This is a genomic window from Paenibacillus sp. FSL H8-0048 (genome assembly GCF_038002825.1).
GTDB lineage: Bacteria > Bacillota > Bacilli > Paenibacillales > Paenibacillaceae > Paenibacillus_AQ.
This window is the reverse complement of the sequence record NZ_JBBODF010000001.1, coordinates 5,353,243-5,371,441: the sequence shown is the minus strand read 5'-3', so window position 1 is coordinate 5,371,441 and position 18,199 is coordinate 5,353,243. Positions and strand designations below refer to the sequence as shown.

Annotated in this window: 14 protein-coding genes and 2 rRNA genes; 1 reads left to right on the top strand and 15 read right to left on the bottom strand. The window is 52.3% G+C overall.

All coding sequences use genetic code 11. From position 1 onward, the window contains the following. Nucleotides 1-73 precede the first annotated feature (73 nt). The 4 genes from gltX to NSU18_RS22980 form a co-directional block, all read right to left on the bottom strand. Nucleotides 74-1,537 (bottom strand): glutamate--tRNA ligase, encoded by a 1,464-nt coding sequence (gltX, locus tag NSU18_RS22995; protein ID WP_341016366.1) that lies wholly within the window; start codon nt 1,535-1,537, stop codon nt 74-76. Between the two features lie 66 nt (nt 1,538-1,603). Beyond that, nucleotides 1,604-2,080 (bottom strand): 2-C-methyl-D-erythritol 2,4-cyclodiphosphate synthase, encoded by a 477-nt coding sequence (ispF, locus tag NSU18_RS22990; protein ID WP_341150155.1) that lies wholly within the window; start codon nt 2,078-2,080, stop codon nt 1,604-1,606. After that, entirely contained in the window at nt 2,077-2,775 is a 699-nt protein-coding gene (ispD, locus tag NSU18_RS22985) for a 2-C-methyl-D-erythritol 4-phosphate cytidylyltransferase (protein ID WP_341016363.1), read from the bottom strand. The genes ispF and ispD overlap by 4 nt, the downstream gene beginning before the upstream one ends. 100 nt (nt 2,776-2,875) lie before the next feature. After that, nucleotides 2,876-3,964, bottom strand: a complete 1,089-nt coding sequence (locus NSU18_RS22980; protein ID WP_341150154.1) for a PIN/TRAM domain-containing protein — start codon at nt 3,962-3,964, stop codon at nt 2,876-2,878. Between the two features lie 210 nt (nt 3,965-4,174). Here NSU18_RS22980 and NSU18_RS22975 point away from each other — a divergent pair, with 210 nt between their 5' ends. Beyond that, nucleotides 4,175-4,570, top strand: a complete 396-nt coding sequence (locus NSU18_RS22975; protein WP_036692322.1) for a hypothetical protein — start codon at nt 4,175-4,177, stop codon at nt 4,568-4,570. On the opposite strand, the gene NSU18_RS22970 is transcribed toward NSU18_RS22975, so the two are convergent. The 11 genes from NSU18_RS22970 to NSU18_RS22920 all read right to left on the bottom strand — a co-directional run bounded on the left by NSU18_RS22970 (nt 4,557) and on the right by NSU18_RS22920 (nt 18,134). Further along, nucleotides 4,557-4,709, bottom strand: coding sequence for a hypothetical protein (locus NSU18_RS22970; RefSeq protein ID WP_341016361.1), 153 nt, complete (start codon nt 4,707-4,709; stop codon nt 4,557-4,559). The two genes, NSU18_RS22975 and NSU18_RS22970, sit on opposite strands and share 14 nt — an antisense overlap. Further along, nucleotides 4,702-5,439: a CDP-diacylglycerol--serine O-phosphatidyltransferase gene (gene pssA / locus NSU18_RS22965; protein ID WP_076081725.1), complete on the bottom strand. Its 738-nt coding sequence runs from the start codon at nt 5,437-5,439 to the stop codon at nt 4,702-4,704. Before pssA ends, NSU18_RS22970 begins: the two co-directional genes overlap by 8 nt. A gap of 64 nt (nt 5,440-5,503) precedes the next feature. After that, on the bottom strand, nt 5,504-6,580 hold the full coding sequence (disA, locus tag NSU18_RS22960; RefSeq protein ID WP_076161525.1) for a DNA integrity scanning diadenylate cyclase DisA: 1,077 nt from the start codon (nt 6,578-6,580) through the stop codon (nt 5,504-5,506). 13 nt (nt 6,581-6,593) lie between these two features. Next, nucleotides 6,594-7,961, bottom strand: coding sequence for a DNA repair protein RadA (gene radA / locus NSU18_RS22955; RefSeq protein ID WP_036692317.1), 1,368 nt, complete (start codon nt 7,959-7,961; stop codon nt 6,594-6,596). A gap of 217 nt (nt 7,962-8,178) precedes the next feature. Then, a complete protein-coding gene (clpC, locus tag NSU18_RS22950; RefSeq protein WP_341016360.1) occupies nt 8,179-10,647 on the bottom strand; it encodes an ATP-dependent protease ATP-binding subunit ClpC in 2,469 nt (822 codons plus the stop codon). A 36-nt stretch (nt 10,648-10,683) separates the two neighbouring features. Next, complete coding sequence (locus NSU18_RS22945) at nt 10,684-11,748, bottom strand: protein arginine kinase (RefSeq protein ID WP_341016358.1); 1,065 nt, start codon at nt 11,746-11,748, stop codon at nt 10,684-10,686. Nucleotides 11,749-11,782: 34 nt separating this feature from the next. Beyond that, nucleotides 11,783-12,301 (bottom strand): UvrB/UvrC motif-containing protein, encoded by a 519-nt coding sequence (locus tag NSU18_RS22940; protein WP_341150153.1) that lies wholly within the window; start codon nt 12,299-12,301, stop codon nt 11,783-11,785. A gap of 30 nt (nt 12,302-12,331) precedes the next feature. Further along, the gene (locus NSU18_RS22935) at nt 12,332-12,793 is read right to left on the bottom strand and encodes a CtsR family transcriptional regulator (protein ID WP_036721901.1); all 462 of its coding nucleotides are present in this window, start codon (nt 12,791-12,793) and stop codon (nt 12,332-12,334) included. A gap of 362 nt (nt 12,794-13,155) precedes the next feature. Next, a complete protein-coding gene (locus NSU18_RS22930; protein ID WP_341150152.1) occupies nt 13,156-14,328 on the bottom strand; it encodes a GNAT family N-acetyltransferase in 1,173 nt (390 codons plus the stop codon). A 434-nt stretch (nt 14,329-14,762) separates the two neighbouring features. Next, nucleotides 14,763-14,879 (bottom strand): 5S ribosomal RNA (rrf, locus tag NSU18_RS22925). Nucleotides 14,880-15,086: 207 nt separating this feature from the next. After that, nucleotides 15,087-18,134, bottom strand: a 23S ribosomal RNA gene (locus NSU18_RS22920). Nucleotides 18,135-18,199: the final 65 nt, after the last annotated feature.

Genomic DNA, 18,199 nt, shown 5'->3' with positions numbered 1-18,199 from the left:
CTATTCGTATATTCTTCTATCTTAGCGAAAAGACGCAGAACTGACAAGGGTCTCTCCCCTTGCATGTCCCTGCCTAAGCGCCTTTGATTTGTGATTTCAGGCGTTCAATCACCCGGCTGCGGCCGAGCAGCGCAATCGTTGCATTCAAGTCACGGCCATGCATCTGTCCGGTAAGAGCGACACGAATCGGCATAAACAGCGCTTTGCCCTTGTGTCCGGTCTCCTTCTGCACTTCCTTGATCAGAACAGCCATATGCGGAGCGCTGAAGTCTTCGGCAGCCTCCACTTTGGCCAGAAATACAGACAGCACTTCAGGAACCTGAGCTTCGGCAAGCACCCCTGCCGCTTCGGTCTCCAGCTCCAGATGGCCTCGGAAGAATAGCTCGGAGAGCGCGACAATATCCGATGCGGCTGTCATTTGCTCCTGGTACAGCGCAACCAGGCTCTCCGCCCAGCTCTGCTGCTCCTCATTAAGTACCTCAGGCAGACGGCCCGCCTTCTGCAAATGAGGAATGGCGAGTGCCGCAATCCGCTTAGGATCGGCATGCTTGATATAGTGATTGTTCAAATGCGCCAGCTTGTTCGTGTCGAACACTGCCGGGCTTTTCGACAAGCGGTCTGCCGTAAAGATCGAGATCAGCTCTTCCCTGGTGAAGATCTCCTCTTCCCCCTCAGGCGACCAGCCCAGCAGGGTGATGAAGTTGAACAGAGCTTCCGGCAGGTAGCCCAGCTGATCGTACTGTTCGATAAACTGAATGATCGATTCATTCCGTTTACTCAGCTTCTTATGATCATCGCCGACAATCAGCGTCATATGGCCAAAGAGCGGAGCTTCCCAGCCCAGTGCCTCATAAATCATAAGCTGGCGCGGGGTATTGGAAATATGATCTTCTCCGCGCAGCACATGGGAGATAGCCATCAGATGGTCGTCCACCGCTACGGCGAAGTTATAGGTCGGAATACCGTCCTTCTTCACGATGACGAAGTCGCCCATTTCTTTGCTGTTGAACGAAATGCTGCCTTTTACAATATCATTGAAGGTATAAGTGCGGTCTTCCGGCACAAGGAACCGGATGCTGGCCACGCGTCCTTCCGCCTCAAAGGCCAGGCGCTGCTCCTCGGTCAGATTACGGTGTTTGCCGGAATAACGCGGGGTTTCGCCGCGTGCCGTCTGCTCCTCGCGTTCGGCCTCCAGCTCTTCCTCCGTACAATAGCAGCGGTAAGCCAAGCCGCGGTCCAGCATATCCTGCCAGTAGACACGGTACAGATCCAGACGCTCAGTCTGGCGGTAAGGCCCGTATTCGCCCCCTACATCCACACTTTCATCCCAATCGATTCCCAGCCACTTCAAATACTTCAGCTGGCTCTCTTCACCCTCTGCAATGTTGCGCTTAAGATCCGTATCTTCGATCCGGATAATGAATTTGCCGCCCAGATTGCGGGCGAACAGATAGTTAAACAAGGCTGTTCTGGCATTTCCGATATGTAAATGTCCCGTAGGGCTCGGTGCGTAACGCACCCGAACTTGATCCGCCATGGGTTTCCCTCCGCTTCATATTGGTTAAAATAAGGCCTTTACTTACGCTAAAGCCATCTCATGATATCACTCTTGCAGCAGACAAACAATAGATTGAGCGGCAATTCCCTCTCCGCGCCCTGCGAAGCCAAGCTGCTCGGTCGTTGTTGCTTTTACATTCACCTTCGCTGCGTCAGCACCCAGCGTACGGGCAATAATCTCCGTCATCTGGGGAATATAAGGTGCCATCTTCGGTTTTTGCGCAATGATGGTTGAATCAATATTCCCCAGCCGGTATCCGCGCTCACGCGCAAGTGCCCATACCTGCTCCAGCAGCTTCAGGCTGTCAGCATCCTTGAAGGCCGGGTCTGTATCCGGAAAATGTCTGCCGATATCCCCAAGGCCCAGCGCTCCCAGTATAGCGTCGCTTACAGCATGCAGCAGCACATCCGCATCGGAATGCCCCAGCAGCCCCTTTTCATAAGGAATACTAACTCCGCCGATAATACACGGCCTTCCCTCGACCAGCTGGTGTACATCAAATCCTTGTCCTACAGCAATCATCTGTGTTCCTCTCCCCTGCTTCTTACTGTGAATTCAGCGAAATCCAGGTCCTCCGGCGTCGTGATCTTAATATTCATATAGCTTCCTTCTACAACTGACACGGTAATCCCGCTGCGTTCCGCCAGACTGGAATCATCGGTTCCGAGAAAACCGTCCCGCTCTGCCTGCTCATAGGCCGACAGCAGATCGGACAAACGAAAAGTCTGCGGGGTCTGAATCGCCCACAGACTTCGCCGGTCCGGCGTTGACAGCACCTTGCCTTCACTGTCTACCTGCTTAATCGTATCCTTAACCGGTACTGCAAGCACCGACGCTCCGGCGGACTGCGCCCGCTCGTAGCAAGCCTCTATCTCGCTGTCCTGCACGAATGGCCGTACCCCGTCATGAACCATGACCCAATGGGTCTTAAGTTCCTCCAGTCCGCGGCGAACCGAATGCTGGCGCTCCGTCCCCCCGGGAATGACCGCAACCACCTTGTCCAGCTTGAAGGCTTGTACCCATTGCTTACAGCGCTGCACATCCTCTTCCCCGGTGACAAGCACAATCTCGGAGATCAGCTTATTCCGCTGGAACACCTCCAGGGTATGCACAATAATCGGCTTGCCCTGCAGCAGCAAATATTGCTTACTCTCTGCCGTTCCCATCCGGGTTCCTCTGCCTGCCGCTACGATAACGACGCCAACACTGTTTGACATGCTTTCGGCTCCTGTCTTTCTTTCACGTATACTCCCATCATAACGTGTTTGACTGGCATTTCCAAGCCCGAAAGGGTGCTGCCGGAGACCAGGGCTGAACTTATTGTGCTTTTTCCAGAAGCTTCGGTTTGGCAAAAATCATCCGTCCTGCCGATGTCTGCAGCACGCTCGTCACCAGAACCTCCATCGTAGTGCCGATATAATCCCGGCCGCCCTCCACCACAATCATCGTGCCATCGTCCAGATAAGCTACGCCTTGTCCATGTTCTTTGCCGTCCTTAATCACCTGAACAATGATCTCTTCGCCCGGCAGAACCACCGGCTTCACTGCATTTGCCAGGTCATTAATGTTCAGCACCGACACACCCTGCAGCTCACACACCTTGTTAAGGTTGAAGTCGTTGGTAACGACCTTGCCGTGCAGTACTTTCGCCAGCTTGACCAGCTTGCTGTCCACTTCCGAGATCTCCTCGAAATCCCCTTCATAGATTAGCACCTTGACGTCCAGCTCTTTCTGAATCTTATTTAGAATATCGAGCCCTCTGCGCCCGCGGTTACGCTTCAGCAGATCCGATGAATCCGCAATGTGCTGCAGCTCCTCCAGTACGAACTCAGGAATAACAATCGTCCCTTCGATGAAGCCCGTTTTACAGATGTCAGCAATCCGCCCGTCAATAATCACACTGGTATCAAGGATTTTATGCTCCTGAGTTCCACGCTCCTCAGGTTCAGCAGCACGTGCCCAGCGTCCGGTGTTCCAGAGCGAAGCCAGCTCCTCCTTCTTTTCCAGCCCGATCCGCAGGCCCATATAACCCAGAGTAAGCGTAGCAGCTACCTGCAGCAGCTCCCCTGCTTTGCCCAGCCAGGACATAGCGGGATACAGCAGCAGAGACAGCAGCAGACCTCCCGTAAGCCCTGCTGCGCCTGCAGCAAGCTCATTCATCGGGATACGCGAGCAATACGCAACCATCTCCCGCAGCTTTGAACTTGCCCATTCCGCGCATAAAGTCCCCGCAATCAGAAAAATAATGGCACCCAGCACCGCAAACAAAATGCTTCCTTCCATAGGCAAGCTATTCTCCAGTTTCCCAAGGCCTGCCGGGAATCCTCTTTCTGCCGCGTGATATAGCGAATAACCGGACCAGGCTCCACATAACCCGGCAAGTATCAAAACAAACTTTTTCCACATAACCTCGCACCTCCTTTTATTCATCCATCAATCCTCTATACCTCACCAGTATGTTCCAATTTTTAGAACAATAATCCGAGGAAACGTTATTTTTTCTGCAAGCCCGGAATTTCCAGTCGCCTCTATTGCCGTAAACTGCTATTCTTGGTTGAAAATGAGGGAGGCCCTGGCATATAATGAACTCAATTCGAACCCAGGGGTGAATGGAAAATGAGCGCACCAAGTTTACAGGCCTTTCAGGATCAAGTCTCCGAACTGCTGCTCCGTCACCGTAGTCTTCTGGATGTAATGTCCAAGAACGGACAGAGCAGTGCTTCCGTCAACCGGGCTGTCGTCAAAGCCATTACCGAATGCGGCTGCATTCAGCTGCATGCCACCAAGCAGGTCTTCGAGCCGACTCTGGGACTTGAGCAAGCCAAAGAGCTTGCCGGGACTCATCTGGCAGGAGAGCTGTGTGAGAACTGCCGCGAGGTCATTGGCTCCGAGTTGGGCCGCGAGCTGTTCTACATGTCTGCACTCTGCAATTTGCTTGCTATCAATATGGACGAGGTTGTCGCCAAGGAATCGCAGAAATGCGCAACACTCGGGTTGTTCAACTTGTCCTGAGCAGACCGTCCGTGCTCTCCTTCATCCATTCCGCCAGCTCCGAAGGGCCGTATTCCGTATACTTCCCTTCCCGCAGGCAGCAAAAAGGCATTGCACTCTCCTGATATTCAGGAAAGGCAATGCCTTTTGTACTAACCATTCTTGGAATGATATACCTTATCTTCCGCGCGTCTTCTGCGGCGGCGTTGCCGCCGTACCTTAAATAGTCCTAAGCTCTGTCTAAAGCCATACAAAGCATACAGCGCCAGCAGTCCAAAGATCAGCTTGGCAATCTGTTCAGGGAAGACCACCGCAACAGCTACAGCGATCACGATAACTACAGGTGCGCCAATAACTGCTTTTTTGGGAAAACCGATCTTCTTGAAATTGGGATACTTCACTGTGCTGACCATCAGATACGACAGCAGCAGGGTAGCGACAATCATGAATGGTGCAGATACATCCTTATGGAAAAGTGCAAGCGTGGCCAGAACCCCGCCTGCAGCAGGAATCGGCAATCCTACGAAATATCCGGGAATCCCCGGACGGACATTGAACCGGGCCAGACGCAAGGCTCCGAATACAGGGAAGATCGCTGTGACCGTCCACCCCAGTGCAGGATTCAGCTCCTGCAGACTTGTTAAATACATAATCAGCGCCGGTGCGACTCCGAACGAAACGACATCGGATAAAGAATCCAGCTCCTTGCCGAATTCACTCTCGCATTTCAGCGCACGGGCCATACGGCCATCCAGCCCATCGAGCAGCATCGCGATAATCACCATGATAGCGGCCATGCTCAGCTTACCGTCAAACGCCATCATGATACCAAACATTCCAAGCATCAGATTACCTATCGTAAAAAGACTTGGAATTGATTTTTGTATCATTTCTTCACCTCAATTTTCCTACTTGTACTGCATGGGACTGCAACATTACGTGATTGTATGGTATTTACATTTGTCTGTCAATAAGAACTTGTTTCTGGAGCCGCTTCAGCCCGTCCTGAATATTACGTGCCCGAACCTCGCCAATGCCGTCTACTTCATCAAGCTCAGCTATGCTTGCCGTCATCAGGTTAGGCAGCATTTCGAAGCGTTCCACCAAGTTGTGGATGATTACATTCGGCAGCCTTGGGATCTTGTTCAGCAGGCGGTAACCGCGCGGAGTCACAGCTTCTTCGGAGGAAATGGCTGTTGAGGAATAGCCCAGCAGGCGGGCAATGTGGTTGTCATCCATCAGTTCATCATCGCTGCTGCGCTTCAGCCCGGCAATGATCTCACGGATCTTCTCCTCCTGCTCTTCTCTGGCATAGTCTCTGTACAGCAACCATGCTTCTTCCTCTGTATTTCCAACCAATTCTTCCATCTGCATACTGATCAGCCGGCCTTCATTGCCAAGCTCGTTGATGTAACGCTTAATTTCCATTTTGATTCTCAGCACCATCTCCACGCGCTGGATTACACCGACGACCTCGGCCACAGTCACAATCCCTTCGTATTCGGAAGCGGACAGGTTGGTCAGCCCTTGGGTCAGAACGGCTTTGTACTTCTCCAGAGTCTGAATCGCCTGGTTGGCCTTGGCCAGAATGGCGCCAATTTCCTTGAGCGCGTAACGGATGGAACCCTGATACAGGGTAATAATATTCCGGCGCTGGGAAATGGAAACGACGAGCTTGCCGGTCTGCTTCGCTACACGTTCAGCCGTCCGGTGCCGGATTCCTGTCTCGATCGAAGAGATGGAGGAATCGGGAATCAGCTGCGTATTGGCGTACAGAATCCGCTTCAGATCCTCGCTTAGAATAATCGCTCCATCCATTTTGGCCAGCTCGTATAAATAGTTTGGCGAAAAATCGCAGTTAATGGAGAAGCCGCCATCGACAACCTCCATAACCTCCGGACTATATCCGACAACAATCAGTGCTCCGGTCTTCGCGCGAAGCACATTCTCCAGCCCTTCCCGGAAGGGTGTTCCGGGTGCAGCCATTCTAAGCAGATCATTCATATTATCTGATGGATTATATTCTTTCATGTCCCTGTGCCCCCTAATCTAACGCGACCGCTAGTGCCTGTGCTACTGTGCTGACGCCTATAATCTGAATATCCTGCGGATGCTTCCAGCCCTTCAGACTCTTCTCGGGCATAATGACCCGCCGGAAGCCAAGCTTGGCCGCCTCTTTCACCCGCATCTCTGCGCGTGATACCCCTCTCACCTCACCGGTAAGCCCTACCTCCCCGAAAAACACATCATACGGCTTGGTCGGAAAATCACGGAAGCTGGAGGCAATGCTGATGGCGACAGCCAAATCCACCGCCGGCTCATCCAGCTTCACCCCTCCCGCAACGTTGAGGTAAGCGTCCTGATTCTGCAGGAACATGCCCATCCGCTTCTCCAGTACAGCAATGATCAGCGCCATCCGTTGATGATCCATACCTGTGCACATTCTGCGGGGCGAAGGGAAATGTGTCGAAGCAACCAGCGCCTGCAATTCAACAAGAACCGGTCTTGTACCCTCCATGCTGGCGACCACCGCTGACCCGGCCACTCCAAGCGGGCGCTCGGACAAGAACAGCTCCGACGGGTTCTCCACCTCAGTCAGCCCGATTTCTCCCATTTCAAAGATCCCGATCTCGTTGGTGGAGCCGAAGCGGTTCTTCACTGCCCGCAGCAGACGGTAGGTATGATGGCGTTCCCCTTCAAAATAAAGGACACAATCCACCATATGCTCCAGCATACGCGGGCCGGCAATCGCACCTTCCTTGGTTACATGCCCTACAAGCACCGTAGCAATTCCCCGGATCTTAGCAATCCGCATGAATCTTGTTGTACATTCCCGCACCTGTGCTACACTGCCCGGCGCACTGGTTACTTCCGGCATAAATACAGTCTGAATCGAGTCAATGACCAGAAATTGAGGCTGAATCTGCTCAATGGCTTCCTCAATGCTCTCCATGTTGGTCTCGCACAGAACATACAATTCCGCAGACAGCGCTCCGAGGCGGTCGGCCCGCAGCTTGGTCTGCCGCACAGATTCTTCCCCCGAGATATACAGCACGCGCAGCCCTTGTGTAGTCAAGGCATGCGAGGTCTGCAGCAGCAGGGTCGATTTCCCGATTCCGGGGTCGCCTCCAACCAGTACCAGCGAGCCGGGTACGATCCCGCCGCCAAGCACGCGGTTAAGTTCGCCGATGCCCGTCAGAATACGCGGCTCCTTGTCACTTTCTATATTTATGATCGATTGCGCCTTTTCTTTACTCTGAAAAATAGGTGCATTCATGCCTTGTGTTTTGACGACGCTTTCCGTTTCCTCTACCATCGAGTTCCATTCCTGGCACCCCGGGCACTTCCCGAACCATTTCGGTGATTCATAGCCGCATTCGGTACAGAAAAATTTTGTTTTAGGTTTAGCCATGTGCACTCCTTACCGTCCGAACTTGCTAAAATTGCGGATATTTTACTCTTATTCAAAGTTTACCATTTCTGCACACTGAACGGAAGGACACTTAAGATCTAGTTTTCATTTGCGTCTTTTTTTAGGCATGGTTAGGCATGCCTGGGGAGAGGAAACAAATAAAGCTCCCGCCCCTCTATACGGAGGAGCGAGAGCTTTGTTTCATTTTCCGGAACAATTATTCAGTTTCGACTGTTTTCTCCAGGGAGACTTCGGCCGGTGCTTCAACGGTGGTTACGACCAGTTCGCCGTTCACCTCATCAATGTTAAGGGAATCCCCTTTCTTGATGTTGCCTTTGAGCAGCTCTTCGGAGAGGCGGTCTTCGATATGCTTCTGAATCGCCCGGCGGAGCGGACGGGCACCAAAGGCCGGATCATAACCCTCTTTGGCCAGGAACGCTTTGGCCCCGTCGGTAAGCAGGAAGTCTACATCATACTCACGCAGACGCTTGCGCAGCTCGTCGGACATCAAGGTAACGATCTCTGCGATATGCTTCTCCTCCAAAGAGTGGAAGACGATGATCTCATCGATCCGGTTCAGGAACTCAGGCCGGAAGCTCTTCTTCAGCTCTTCCATAACCTTGCCCTTCATATTGGTGTAATCGGCGCCTGCATCTTGAACGGCCGTGAAGCCAAGCGTCGAATTCTTCTTGATTGCCTGTGCCCCGACGTTCGAGGTCAGGATGATCAGGGTATTGCGGAAATCGACCACGCGGCCTTTGGAATCGGTCAGACGGCCGTCTTCCAGCACCTGCAGCAGAATATTGAATACTTCAGGGTGGGCTTTCTCGATCTCATCCAGCAGGACAACCGAGTACGGCTTGCGGCGCACCTTCTCTGTCAATTGTCCGCCTTCTTCATACCCGACATACCCCGGAGGCGCTCCGACCAGACGGGAGGTAGAATGCTTCTCCATGTACTCCGACATGTCGATGCGGATGACCGCATTCTCGTCGCCGAACATTGCTTCGGCAAGCGCCCGCGCCAGCTCGGTTTTACCAACCCCGGTAGGTCCGAGGAAGATGAAGGAGCCCATCGGACGTTTCGGGTCCTTCAGCCCCGCACGCGCCCGGCGGAGTGCCCGGCTTACCGCCTTAACGGCCTCATCCTGGCCGATAACACGTTCATGCAGCAGAGCTTCCATATTCAGCAGACGGTCCGTTTCCTCTTCCTTCAGCTTACTGACCGGAATGCCGGTCCAGCTGGCAACCACCTGCGCGATATCCTCAGGTGTAACCTGGGAATCGGTGCGGCCCTGCTTTTCTTTCCACTGATTCTTCGTAGTATCCAGCTCTTCACGAATCTTCTGCTCGGTATCGCGCAGTGCAGCAGCCTTCTCGAACTCCTGGCTCTGTACTGCGGAATCCTTCTCCTTGCGGATGTCATCCAGACGCATTTCGAGTTCCTTCAGATTCGGCGGAATCGTGTAAGAATTCAGTCTTACCTTGGAGCCTGCTTCATCAATCAGGTCAATCGCCTTGTCCGGCAGGAACCGGTCTGGAATATAGCGGTCCGACAGCTTGACAGCTTCCACAATGGCTTCATCCGTAATTTTCACCCGGTGATGGGCTTCATAGCGGTCACGCAGGCCGAACAGGATCTGAACAGCTTCTGCAGGCGAAGGCTGATCCACCGTGATCGGTTGGAAGCGGCGTTCCAGGGCAGCGTCCTTCTCAATATATTTGCGGTATTCATCAAGCGTTGTAGCACCGATGCACTGCAGCTCACCACGGGCCAGGGCAGGCTTCAGGATGTTGGAGGCATCAATTGCGCCTTCCGCCCCCCCCGCTCCGATCAGCGTATGCAATTCATCGATGAAGAGCACGATATTGCCTGCTTGGCGAATCTCATCCATGATTTTTTTGAGGCGGTCTTCGAACTCACCGCGATATTTCGTACCGGCCACTACAGAACCCATATCAAGGGTCATGACACGTTTGTCGCGCAGTGTCTCCGGAATTTCATTGTTGATGATCTTTTGGGCCAGACCTTCGGCAATCGCCGTTTTACCAACCCCGGGCTCACCGATCAGTACCGGATTATTCTTGGTCCGGCGGCTGAGCACCTGAATAACACGTTCAATTTCCTTGCTGCGGCCAATCACAGGATCGAGGTTACCATCCTTGGCATAAGCCGTCAGATCACGGGCCAGACCGTCCAATGTTGGCGTGCTGACGTTAGCCGGAGCTCCGCTGTGGCTGGAGGTGGCTTCACTGCTGCCAAGGAGCTGCAATACCTGCTGGCGGGCCTTGTTCAGACTAATGCCGAGATTGTTTAGCACACGGGCTGCTACGCCTTCTCCCTCACGGATCAGACCGAGCAGGATATGCTCTGTTCCCACATACGTGTGACCCAGCTTGCGGGCTTCGTCCATGGACAGCTCGATTACCTTCTTGGCACGAGGAGTATAAGCGATGTTGGTCGGTTGTTCCTGACCTCTGCCAATCAGCGTTTCCACTTCATCCTGTATCTTCTCCAGACCCAGACCAAGTCCGATCAATGCCTTAGCGGCAATGCCGTCTCCTTCACGAATCAGTCCGAGTAAAATATGCTCTGTCCCAATGTTGTTGTGTCCCAAACGTACGGCTTCTTCCTGCGCCAGCGCCAGCACCTTTTGTGCGCGTTCCGTAAATCTTCCAAACATCATATCTCCTGCACCTCCACGGATAATAAATATCTATAATTAATGTTGTGATCCCAGTGTCTCCCGGAGCAGCTTCGCCCGGTACATATCGCGTTCAGTAGGCGACAGCTCGTCACCGAACAGCTTCTGCAGAAAGCCCGGCTGAGTCTTGACATTCAGCTCATTGAGCACTGAAATCGAAGGCCCTTCCAGAATCCCCAGATCTACACCAAGCCGCAGATCGGAGAGCCGCTGTGCCGATTCTTTCAGTTCCATCACAGCAGCATAGGCCAGAATTCCGTAGGAGCGCTTGATACGGTCCGTAATCCGCAATGCGGAATCCGCCAGCAGGCGTTCACGCGCATTTCGCTCATGCTCTATAATCTGGGTGACTACACTGTGAAGATTCTCAATAATCTCACCTTCGGTCTGTCCCAGCGTAATCTGGTTCGAAATCTGAAAGATATTCCCTACTGCTTCGCTGCCTTCACCATAAATTCCTCTAACGGTAAGCCCCACCTGATTAACTGCAGATAAAATGCGGTTGATCTGATGAGTCATCACCAAGGCCGGCAGATGGACCATAACCGATGCTCTTAGCCCTGTTCCCACATTGGTGGGACAGCTTGTTAAGTATCCTCTGCGGTCATCGAAGGCGTAATTGACAGCAGCCTCGAAAATATCATCGATGGCAGTCGCCCTCACCCATGCTTCTCTGACCTGCAGTCCAGGGAACAGACATTGAATACGGAGATGATCCTCCTCATTAATCATAATGCTGACCGACTCGTCCTCATTAAGAATGACTGCCCCGCCTTTGGAATCATCCGCCAGATTAGGACTGATAAGGTGCTTTTCCACCAGCACTTTTTTGTCCAACTCACCCAGCTCATCCAGCCTCAGCAGTTCAAAGCTGCCGAAATCTGCAGAGGCATCGCCCTGAAATACAGGGGCAAGCTGCTCCAGCACCTCCTCCGACTGCTCTGTTGAAGCGAGCAGCGGGAACGGAAGATGCTCCAGATTACGGGCGATACGCATACGGCTGCTGATGACAATCTCCGAATGACTGCCGCCGCAGCGCATCCATTCACTAAGTGCTTGTTCGGTATACCGGAGACTTGACATGCCTGATCCCCCCTATATATCAAAGACTTTACTCTTATGGCATTTCTTTTTCAAGCTTGCGGATTCTGTCCCTCAGCTCAGCTGCGGTCTCGAATTCCTCCTGCACAATACTCTGCTGTAATTCCTGCTTCAGCTCATCAATCTGGCGCTTGCACATAATCTGTGCTCCAGCCCGCTTAGGAAGCTTGCCGACATGTGCTGTACTGCCATGCACCCGTCTGAAGAGCGGGTCAAGCGTACTGTCGAAATACTTATAGCAGGAGCTGCAGCCGAACCGTCCCAGCTTGCTGAACTGTGAATAGGTCATGCCGCAGTTTTCACAATGCAGACCCTGCACACTTTGTGCTGCTGCTGATTTGCCCTTGCCCGAGCCCTCCAGATCCAGGAGACCGGAAAGCAAGCTGTGGATAGAGAAACCGCCCGCAGTTCCGGGAATCAGTTCACCCTTCTCCCGCGCACAGCTTTCGCAAATATGAAATTCCGTCTTCTCCCCGTTCACGATCTTCGTGAAGTGGAGTGTAGCCGGTTTGACGCCGCATTCCTGGCATAGCATGAGCGGTGTCCCTCCTTACCATTTGACAAATTATTTGCCCAATAAAGAGATTAGCATAGCCTTCATAAGCTTGGCACGAATCTCATCCCGGTACGGCAGATTAACCGTCAGGCATTCCCGGGAAACCGCAGACCGCATCAGACACGCTTCACGTTTGGAGAGGAAACGGGCCTCCTCCAGCTGATAAATCAGCCCTTCGGCAGAATTCTGATCAATATCATTCCCTATCGTGGAGTTCAGATGTGCGTATAAGGCCACATTCTGAGGCAGCTCATAGCGCTGAATCCGGATATATCCACCCCCGCCGCGTTTGCTCTCCACCACATATCCCTTTTCCAATGTGAACCGTGTGCTGATGACGTAATTGATCTGTGACGGGACACAGGAGAACTGGTCCGCCAGATCATTGCGCTGAATTTCCACCGTACCTTCGGGACTTTCATGCAAAATATTCTTCAGATATTGTTCAATAATATCGGAGATATTACGCATCACTCATCCTCCAGTGTGTAAGCATTGGTTAAATCTGTGCTGCGCCAACGCCTGCCGTCAGAGACATGCTCTTAAGAACTTAACCCTTGCAATGCAATAAGAATCGGCTGTAATAGCCGCTGCACTGCACTTTTACTCTAAATGTTACATTCCTGAGAACGATCCTATCCGGCCTGCGTTGACTTTGACTTTCTTTGACTTTTTCATATTATAACATATTCTCACTGAATTCCAAGGGGTTACTCTTATTTTTTACTTTTTGGCTGTAATGTATTCCGGTTGCCTGCTTAGTTCACTGAACTTGGGCATTATGTATAGGAAAGCTCCTCCGCTTCCAAGGGAAGAAGAAGAGCCGTTCGCTGTCAGAAAAAATCGAATAATGCCGTCTCGGCCTGCGGAATCAGCGTTTCAAGCCAAGCTGTCGCCTCGGCATTCCCGGATAATTGTCCGTACTTTGCCGCCTGAAGCGGACGTTTGTATCCCATCAGCAGCACAGTAAGCGTGCCGATACTGCATTCCAGGTCAGCGTCTGACCGCTCGCCCTGAATCCGGATAAACGTCGCCTCCCCCTGCTCCGACACCGTCCACCGCCATAACCCGTTGTTCCAGGACGCATGCTTATCTTCAATATAAAGCACCCGCTCCCGTTCCCCCTCCGGCACATTGAAGCTCATGTTCTCCACAAAAGCCTTAGCATTGACGATACGCGCCATGAAGTATGGATAATTCTCCTGTGCAATCCGCGGGTCCGGGAGGAGGAATGGCAGAATGTCGTCAGCAGGCACCAGCTTCAGCTGTGCAGCCGTAATCATGGAGTCATGATTGGCAAGGAAGGTCCACAAGCCCTGGCGGGCAAGCTCGTTCCCATAGATGAACTCATCTATGACCAGCTCCTGCTGCACTATTTTATACAGCACATAGCCTTCCGGTTCACCCGCCTCAGAATAAAACACACAGGAATGCGTATCGTCATCAAGCACACTTTCCTTCCACCAGGTCTCTGTACGCTGGAGACTTCCGTTATACCTCGTGGCGAATTGGTCATACAGCTGCTGGAATACTGCAAGATCAAGAGTATCGCGCTTCACGCTGCCCTTAATCTCCGTCTTGTGCGGGAACTTCCCTACCGGAAGAGTGTACTTCTTATATTCACAGTAGATTTCCCAGCCGAATTTACGGTAAAAGGGAATCAGGAACGGATGCAAAAAGGACAACGTCTGACCGGCTTCGTTCATGGTCTGGAGCGCATGGGTCAGCAGATGGGCCACATACCCCTGCCGGCGGTTCTCCGGCCAAGTCGCTACACCGGCGATGCCCCCCATAGAAACGGGCTTGCCTTGTATATATACCTGTAATGGAAGAAGAGTCAGCTTCGCACCGATGCTGTCCCCTTCAAAAATCGCCCAGGTTTGTTCCGGTTTGAAATTCTCCTTGGCACGTACTCTATCTTCTGCAGCAACCTTATATTTAAAAGCATATTCGGACAAGCTCAGGCTGTCCTCAAATTCTCCGGCACGTAATTGCCTGATTTCCATTCTGTTCCCCCCGTTACAATTCATAAATTAGCTTCAGTTATTTGCTTAATAGAGAGTATAACAAGCGAAGCCGCCAGATGCTAATAAAGGCTTGCCATCAGCTGCAAAAAGAATAGTTATCCACACCTTTTGCACAGCAAAGCAAAAAACCGGAAGGAGTTTCTTTCCGGCTGAAATGAGTTATCCACGATTACATATTATCTATCCACATTATTCACTTTTTATCCACAAAATCGGTGTATTACTTATGTTTTTGCTTGACTCATCCACAAAATTATGCGTTATGTACCCATGATCCGGGGATCATTCTGTTCCTGTAAAGCTATCCACATGTGCGCAACTTTTCTGGACTTACTGAAATTTATCCACAGCTTTTCCACAGCCCTGCCCGCACGCAAAAAAACCACTGTCGATTGCTCAACAATGGCTCATATGCTTGGCAACGTCCTACTCTCCCAGGACCCTTCGGTCCAAGTACCATCGGCGCTGGAGGGCTTAACGGTCGTGTTCGGGATGGGTACGTGTGGAACCCCTCCGCTATCGCCACCAAACGTGATTTTTGCGCTGCTTGGACATCTGTGAGATCACTCTCGCAAAATATCAATCCTTAGAAAGGACATGCAGCTTAAAATCGTTCAGGAATTTGATTCCTGAAAACTGAATCCGAAACGAATCTGCGCTCGCCCTTCTTACGGGGCCCCCGGAAAGTACTCGGAATTCGCTTCGTCAGCGTCATCTTCACTTTTTGGGGTAGTTTTTTGGATAAGCCCTCGACCGATTAGTATTGGTCAGCTCCATGCATTGCTGCACTTCCACCTCCAACCTATCTACCTCGTCGTCTTCAAGGGGTCTTACATGTTGGGAAATCTCATCTTGAGGGGGGCTTCACGCTTAGATGCTTTCAGCGCTTATCCCGTCCGTACGTAGCTACTCAGCCATGCTCCTGGCGGAACAACTGATGCACCAGCGGTACGTCCATCCCGGTCCTCTCGTACTAAGGACAGCTCCTCTCAAATTTCCTGCGCCCACGACAGATAGGGACCGAACTGTCTCACGACGTTCTGAACCCAGCTCGCGTACCGCTTTAATGGGCGAACAGCCCAACCCTTGGGACCTACTTCAGCCCCAGGATGCGATGAGCCGACATCGAGGTGCCAAACCTCCCCGTCGATGTGGACTCTTGGGGGAGATAAGCCTGTTATCCCCAGGGTAGCTTTTATCCGTTGAGCGATGGCCCTTCCATGCGGTACCACCGGATCACTAAGTCCGACTTTCGTCCCTGCTCGACTTGTAGGTCTCGCAGTCAAGCTCCCTTATGCCTTTGCACTCTGCGAATGATTTCCAACCATTCTGAGGGAACCTTTGAACGCCTCCGTTACTCTTTAGGAGGCGACCGCCCCAGTCAAACTGCCCGCCTGACACGGTCCCCGTACCGGGTTACGGTACTAGGTTAGAACCTAGATACGATCAGGGTGGTATCCCAACGGCGCCTCCACAGAAGCTTGCGCTCCTGCTTCAACGGCTCCCACCTATCCTGTACAGATCGTACCCAAATTCAATATCAAGCTGCAGTAAAGCTCCATGGGGTCTTTCCGTCTTGTCGCGGGTAACCTGCATCTTCACAGGTATTAAAATTTCACCGGATCTCTCGTTGAGACAGCGCCCAAGTCGTTACGCCATTCGTGCGGGTCAGAATTTACCTGACAAGGAATTTCGCTACCTTAGGACCGTTATAGTTACGGCCGCCGTTTACTGGGGCTTCGGTTCACAGCTTCGGACTTGCGTCCTAACCGCTCCCCTTAACCTTCCAGCACCGGGCAGGCGTCAGCCCGTATACTTCGCCTTACGGCTTCGCACAGACCTGTGTTTTTGCTAAACAGTCGCTTGGGCCTTTTCACTGCGGCCCCCTCGGGCTATTCACCCTACCGAGGCACCCCTTCTCCCGAAGTTACGGGGTCATTTTGCCGAGTTCCTTAACGAGAGTTCTTCCGCGCGCCTTAGAATTCTCTTCTCGCCTACCTGTGTCGGTTTGCGGTACGGGCACCTTCTCCTGACTAGAGGCTTTTCTTGGCAGTGTGAGATCATGACCTTCGCTACTGTAATTTTCGCTCCCCATCACAGCCCAGCCTTACGGTGTGCGGATTTGCCTACACACCAGCCTCACTGCTTAGACGGACATCCATCAGTCCGCGTCACTACCCTCCTGCGTCACCCCATCGCTCATAGCGGATTACGGTGGTACAGTAATTTCAAACTGTTGTCCTTCGACTACGCCTGTCGGCCTCGCCTTAGGTCCCGACTTACCCTGAGCGGACGAGCCTTCCTCAGGAAACCTTGGGCTTTCGGCGGATCAGATTCTCACTGATCTTTTCGTTACTCATACCGGCATTCTCACTTGTGTAGTGTCCAGCGCTCCTTACGGTACACCTTCAACCCCTACACAACGCTCCCCTACCCCAGGATCGACTTCACTCCAGCTTCGAAGTCTGTGTTTATCCCCTGAAAGCATTTAGCCATTCATCCCTTCGGAGGGTTCACGGCATTCATGTCAATCTGGATAAACACGCCTCAAAGGCGCAGTGAAGTCGATCCTAGCCATAGCTTCGGTGGTGTGTTTAGCCCCGTTACATTTTCGGCGCAGAGTCACTCGACCAGTGAGCTATTACGCACTCTTTCAATGGTGGCTGCTTCTAAGCCAACATCCTGGTTGTCTGTGCAACTCCACATCCTTTCCCACTTAACACACACTTGGGGACCTTAGCTGATGGTCTGGGCTGTTTCCCTTTTGACAATGGATCTTAGCACTCACTGTCTGACTCCCGGCAAGAAGTAAATGGCATTCGGAGTTTGACTGAGCTTGGTAACCCTTGCGGGCCCCGCACCCAATCAGTGCTCTACCTCCACCACTCCATTCACCGAGGCTAGCCCTAAAGCTATTTCGGGGAGAACCAGCTATCTCCGAGTTCGATTGGAATTTCTCCGCTACCCCCACCTCATCCCCGCATTTTTCAACATGCGTGGGTTCGGGCCTCCAGTGCGTGTTACCGCACCTTCACCCTGGACAGGGGTAGATCACACGGTTTCGGGTCTACGTCCACATACTTAGTCGCCCTATTCAGACTCGCTTTCGCTGCGGCTCCGGCTTCTCACCTTAACCTTGCATGTTAAACGTAACTCGCCGGTTCATTCTACAAAAGGCACGCCATCATCCATAAAGAGGACTCTGACTTTTTGTAAGCACACGGTTTCAGGTTCTATTTCACTCCCCTTCCGGGGTGCTTTTCACCTTTCCCTCACGGTACTGTTTCACTATCGGTCGCCAGGTAGTATTTAGCCTTAGCAGATGGTCCTGCTGGATTCATACGGGGTTTCACGTGCCCCGCACTACTCGGGATCCGTCTCGGAGAGAATACCATTTCGGCTACAGGGCTTTTACCTCTATCGCGGGCCTTTCCAGACCTCTTCGCCTACCGTATTCCTTTGTAACTCCATGTGAGACGTCCCACAACCCCAAGGGGCAAGCCCCTTGGTTTAGGCTGTTCCGCGTTCGCTCGCCGCTACTGACGGAATCACTATTGTTTTCTCTTCCTCAGGGTACTTAGATGTTTCAGTTCCCCTGGTCTGCCTCTGCGTATCCTATGTATTCAGATACGAGTAACTGCGAATTACCACAGCTGGGTTTCCCCATTCGGACACCCCCGGATCAAAGCTTGCTTACAGCTCCCCGAGGCAGTTTCGTTGTTCGCCACGTCCTTCGTCGGCTCCTGGCGCCTAGGCATCCTCCGTGTGCTCTTAGTAGCTTAACCAATGCGTTTTCCGTTAGGAAAATCGCTTAGCATCACTAAAATATTGAAACTTGTTTACACAAGTT

Bases quoted from the DNA above. Each gene is read 5' to 3' on its own strand.
- gltX (WP_341016366.1), bottom strand. From the start codon at position 1,537: ATGGCGGATCAAGTTCGGGTGCGTTACGCACCGAGCCCTACGGGACAT.
- ispF (WP_341150155.1), bottom strand. From the start codon at position 2,080: ATGATTGCTGTAGGACAAGGATTTGATGTACACCAGCTGGTCGAGGGA.
- ispD (WP_341016363.1), bottom strand. From the start codon at position 2,775: ATGTCAAACAGTGTTGGCGTCGTTATCGTAGCGGCAGGCAGAGGAACC.
- NSU18_RS22980 (WP_341150154.1), bottom strand. From the start codon at position 3,964: ATGTGGAAAAAGTTTGTTTTGATACTTGCCGGGTTATGTGGAGCCTGG.
- NSU18_RS22975 (WP_036692322.1), top strand. From the start codon at position 4,175: ATGAGCGCACCAAGTTTACAGGCCTTTCAGGATCAAGTCTCCGAACTG.
- NSU18_RS22970 (WP_341016361.1), bottom strand. From the start codon at position 4,709: ATGGTTAGTACAAAAGGCATTGCCTTTCCTGAATATCAGGAGAGTGCA.
- pssA (WP_076081725.1), bottom strand. From the start codon at position 5,439: ATGATACAAAAATCAATTCCAAGTCTTTTTACGATAGGTAATCTGATG.
- disA (WP_076161525.1), bottom strand. From the start codon at position 6,580: ATGAAAGAATATAATCCATCAGATAATATGAATGATCTGCTTAGAATG.
- radA (WP_036692317.1), bottom strand. From the start codon at position 7,961: ATGGCTAAACCTAAAACAAAATTTTTCTGTACCGAATGCGGCTATGAA.
- clpC (WP_341016360.1), bottom strand. From the start codon at position 10,647: ATGATGTTTGGAAGATTTACGGAACGCGCACAAAAGGTGCTGGCGCTG.
- NSU18_RS22945 (WP_341016358.1), bottom strand. From the start codon at position 11,748: ATGTCAAGTCTCCGGTATACCGAACAAGCACTTAGTGAATGGATGCGC.
- NSU18_RS22940 (WP_341150153.1), bottom strand. From the start codon at position 12,301: ATGCTATGCCAGGAATGCGGCGTCAAACCGGCTACACTCCACTTCACG.
- NSU18_RS22935 (WP_036721901.1), bottom strand. From the start codon at position 12,793: ATGCGTAATATCTCCGATATTATTGAACAATATCTGAAGAATATTTTG.
- NSU18_RS22930 (WP_341150152.1), bottom strand. From the start codon at position 14,328: ATGGAAATCAGGCAATTACGTGCCGGAGAATTTGAGGACAGCCTGAGC.